Here is a 4,135-nt window from a genome sequence, read left to right as displayed (position 1 = left end):
CTCCCTGCCCATTCTGCTCCTGATAACCTCCTGATGGGTGATAAGATGCGGAATCTGGTCGAGATAAAAGTCATTCCCGATAATCATATCTGCGCTTTTTATCGCCGATACGGCGGCAAGGGTCATCATATCCGGACTACCCGGACCTATCCCGACAACTGCCAATGATCCGGCAGGTGCTGCATTATTCTGCGATTGCGATGGTGACATTTCCATAGATCTGTTTCTCCAGGATGAGATGATGGCGGACTGAAACGGCAAGTGCTGCGGATTCTGCAACACCGGTCAGTCCAAACCGGGATGCAGCAGATTCAGAGGGGGGAGTCTCTTTGTTCAGGTCATGTGGATCAAGAAAGATGATATTCCGGTTCAGGGTTCTGACCGCTTCAAGAAGGCCTGATTCGTGAGATTTGAGTGCACCGGAGGCATAGATGGCAATATCATCCGGATTGATTTGGGCTTTTTCACATGCAGCGTGGATTGCCCCGATGATCTCTTCAAAAGAGGTCCCACGTCTGCATCCGATACCCACAGAATACCGCCCCTCAGCAACCAGGAACGACACTCCTGATCCCGCAATAACCATTCCCGGTCCAGGGATGCGATATATGCCTGCTTTTTCAGTAAGAATCGAAGCATTTGCCTTTCGTGTTGACCGGGTGTTCACAACCCTCAACCCCTCCCGTTTTGCGAGGACCTCAACCGCTTCATGGCCGGTTGCTTCTGTTGCGGTGGTGATGACCGGGGTGAGGCCACATGTCTTCTGGACCATGTAGGCAAGATCATTTCCCCCATGATGCCCTCCAAGAACCGGTATTGCGTACTGCATATCCGGGCTTACCACAACAACAGCAGGATCGGTCCATTTATCATGAATGAGGGGCGCGATACCACGAATGACGATACCGATAGCCATAATTGCAATAATCCGGTCAGCCGCCTGAAACAGTTCAGAGAACAATCCTGCACGGTATGGTATGAACGCTCCATCAAGAGCAGATGCAATCTGTTCTCCCTGCTTCCGAAAGTACGGGAGCGCAGTTACCACCGTTTTCATGAATAAAGAAATGATCGGATATGTCCTTTAGGGTTCTCTGCAAACACTTCACCGACAAGCAGGAGGGCTGATTTTGTGATTCCTGCATCATAAGCCTTCCTTGCGATATCTTTCACCGTCCCTCTGACGATCTTCTGATCCGGCCAGGTTGCATGATAGACAACAACAGCTGTGGTATCGGGATGACAGACAAGCCGGGAGGTTATCTCCTCAAGTTTTTCAGTTCCCAGAAAGATCGCCATGGTCTCACCAGTCTGTGAGAGTTCGGCTATCCTATCCTTCTCCAGTGTTTTGCCCGCAGGCCGGGTAATAATGACCGATTCAGATACTCCCCGGAGGGTCAACTGAGCCTGCAATGCCGCTGCAGCACCGAATAGCGAGGAGACACCCGGAACGATCTGGGCAGAAATCCCTTCCTTTTTCAGCAAATCAATCTGTTCGATGATTGCACCATAGAGGGCAGGATCACCTGAATGAAGCCGTACTACGATCTTTCCTTCCCGCACTCCCTTGACCATTATGGGAATCATCTCTTCAAGACTCATCCCATTACTGTCATATTGAAAGGGGGCCGAAGATAGCTGAACCAGATCCGGATTAACCAGCGATCCGGCATATATCAGGATATCTGCTGCTTTCAGAAGGGTAAGGCCCTTTACCGTAATCAGGTCAGGATCTCCAGGGCCGGCCCCGACAAACCATACGGAGTTCATAGGTCACGCTCCGCATAGAGGAGAGAGAAGTAGCTGCTCTCCTCCGGGAGATCATCGCCGGTGTGGATCTGCATTCCATCCATATACATCCGTTCTACGAGTGCGAAGCGGGTGTATCCCTCGTTTCTCAATTGCTCTGCAATCTCACGCGGCTTTCTCACTTTCATCCTGATCTGGGATCGAATTTCACTCCCGTCGGTGACACAAAACCCCCCGGTTATTGGAAGCCGGGTCTCTGACATGAGTGCGGTGATGGATGATATGCCAGGGACGGTCGTGATACTGATCTCAGGAAACCGTTCTTTCAGAATGACCGAAAGGCGGGAGAAGGTTGAAAAAATATTTGGATCACCGATAATTCCAAAGACGACATTTTTATGTCGTGCATCAGATGCAATTCGTTCAGCATTTTCTAGAAGTTGCGCACGGATCATCGCTTCATCATGGCTCATCGGGAAGGAGAGTTCAACCGGTGTACAGTATGGCTCAACCAGGCGTCGTGCCAGGCCTCCCGGGATATACACTATATCAGCCTCTTTCAGCAGACGAACTGCTTTCATGGTAAGAAGTTCCGGATCACCAGGACCAAGACCTACTCCGGTCAGCATCAGGAGTATCCTCCTGTGATAATATAGACCGGATCGAGGGGTTTTAGCATATATCCTCCGGCAAGAGGCACACTTTTTGATACCTGCACAAGCGTGACTTCATCAAACATATCATATTCCTGCAATGTGGTAAGAGCGATATTGAGTGTTTCAAGAAGGACTGCGGTGATAACAACTCTTTTTACCTTCAGATCAGCGAGGCCGGTGATAATCCCTGACAGATTGCGTGATCCCCCGACAAAGGCCTTGTCCAGTTCCCGCACGGATGAAAGAATTGAAACGGCATTACCACGGTGTACGGTCACATTGGAATATGCATTTGTGCGCACCACTTCACAAGTCCACCGGTATGCCTCATCCCTGATATCTATTGCATGAACGTGCGAAACCAGCGGTGCTGCGGTCATAGTGATCTTACCGGTTCCGCATCCGATATCTGCAAATATTTCATTTGGCTTTAGATCCAGTTTTTGCATCGCGATTGCAAGGATCTCATCCTTCGTCGGTCCCCCTGTGGGGGGCGTACCCGGCGGATTGTATATCATATGCTCCGTATACATTGGCGGGTGCCATTCAAAAGGGATCGGGTTTGAGCGTTTCAGGATATCCCTCATGAATTATCACCCTCTGTTCCGGAAGGGGTCAATGCCCGGACTGGTATTGACCGGTTGTTTATCTGGTTAAAGGTTGTTACCCGTTCAAAAACCCTGGTAACCATACCGCCGGTGGTGAGGATGAGACTGGTTCGTCCGTTCATGGCATTGAGGATGCATTTATCAATCACTGCGTAAGAGATGTCAGGAATCAGTCCCCACTGGCGGGCACAGATTTTAGCTCTGCTTCCCATCACGCCGATAGTGTCACAGGATGTACCGGCAAGTATTGCGTTGATTTGCGGCCCTGATATCTGGTCTACATCCCCGACATGAATCGTCCCATATCCGTTATCAGAGAGACGGATTGCTCCATGTTGATCCTGCTCAATGATCCGGATAATATCGAGGACAGTCCTCGGCAAAGAATCCGGTGTTTTCATCCCCCTGCTTCTGAGTTCCTGACAGAGTTCAAGGAGAATCGGGGTTTTAAGCCGCGCCCGCCGAACCATCTCTTTATCTGAGAATGCCTCTTCAGGAGTTCCTGAGGCAATTATCCTCCCTTTATCCATGAGGATAATCCGATCTGCCCAAGGATAGGCAAGTTCTACATCGTGCGTTGAGATGATGATGGTCTTTCCCTGATGATTCAGTTCATCAAGGAGGTCCATGATGTCCTCGCTTCCGGCAGGGTCAAGCATACTTGTTGGTTCATCCAGGATGAGAACATCAGGGTCCATTACCAGGACACCTGCAATTGCCACGCGTTTTTTCTCCCCACCAGACAGGTGATAGGGAGGTCGTTTCTCAAACCCCTCAAGACCGACAAGATGGAGGGCGGTATGCACGGCCGAATTGATCTCGTCTTCTGTATAATCTAGATTGACCGGCCCGAATGCGACGTCCTGCCAGACGGTAGGAGCAACTATCTGAACATCAGGGTCCTGAAAGACAAATCCTATCTTCTGTCTGATTGTTCTGAGCGATGCACGGTCATATGAGATGGGTCTTCCATTGAAGGAGATCTGGCCTTTCTGTGGGCGTATCATCCCGTTCAGGGTTAGCAGGAGTGTTGATTTTCCTGCCCCGTTTGAACCGACCAGAGCAATTTTTTCTCCCTTTCTTATGGTAAGATTCAACTCATGGATTGCAGGAGGACAATAC

The 4,135-nt window shown here is 50.1% G+C and carries 6 protein-coding genes; all 6 read right to left on the bottom strand.

What is annotated here, in order from left to right; translation table 11 throughout:
* The coding region (locus tag PLA23_RS11110; RefSeq protein ID WP_324475224.1) for an SAM-dependent methyltransferase at positions 1-210 on the bottom strand (210 nt) is incomplete at its 3' end.
* Entirely contained in the window at positions 185-1,057 is an 873-nt protein-coding gene (gene cbiG / locus PLA23_RS11105) for a cobalt-precorrin 5A hydrolase (RefSeq protein ID WP_324475223.1), read from the bottom strand. The genes cbiG and PLA23_RS11110, both read right to left, overlap by 26 nt.
* Entirely contained in the window at positions 1,054-1,770 is a 717-nt protein-coding gene (cobM, locus tag PLA23_RS11100; protein ID WP_324331082.1) for a precorrin-4 C(11)-methyltransferase, read from the bottom strand. The genes cbiG and cobM overlap by 4 nt, the downstream gene beginning before the upstream one ends.
* Positions 1,767-2,378, bottom strand: coding sequence for a cobalt-factor II C(20)-methyltransferase (locus PLA23_RS11095; RefSeq protein ID WP_324331081.1), 612 nt, complete (start codon positions 2,376-2,378; stop codon positions 1,767-1,769). The genes cobM and PLA23_RS11095 overlap by 4 nt, the downstream gene beginning before the upstream one ends.
* Positions 2,378-2,992 (bottom strand): bifunctional cobalt-precorrin-7 (C(5))-methyltransferase/cobalt-precorrin-6B (C(15))-methyltransferase, encoded by a 615-nt coding sequence (locus tag PLA23_RS11090; protein ID WP_324331080.1) that lies wholly within the window; start codon positions 2,990-2,992, stop codon positions 2,378-2,380. The genes PLA23_RS11095 and PLA23_RS11090 overlap by 1 nt, the downstream gene beginning before the upstream one ends.
* A complete protein-coding gene (locus PLA23_RS11085) occupies positions 2,989-4,119 on the bottom strand; it encodes an energy-coupling factor ABC transporter ATP-binding protein (RefSeq protein ID WP_324475225.1) in 1,131 nt (376 codons plus the stop codon). Before PLA23_RS11085 ends, PLA23_RS11090 begins: the two co-directional genes overlap by 4 nt.
* Positions 4,120-4,135: the final 16 nt, after the last annotated feature.

It is taken from the genome of Methanospirillum sp., assembly GCF_035406105.1.
Taxonomy (GTDB): Archaea; Halobacteriota; Methanomicrobia; order Methanomicrobiales; family Methanospirillaceae; genus Methanospirillum.
This window is presented reverse-complemented; position numbering and strand designations above follow the sequence as displayed.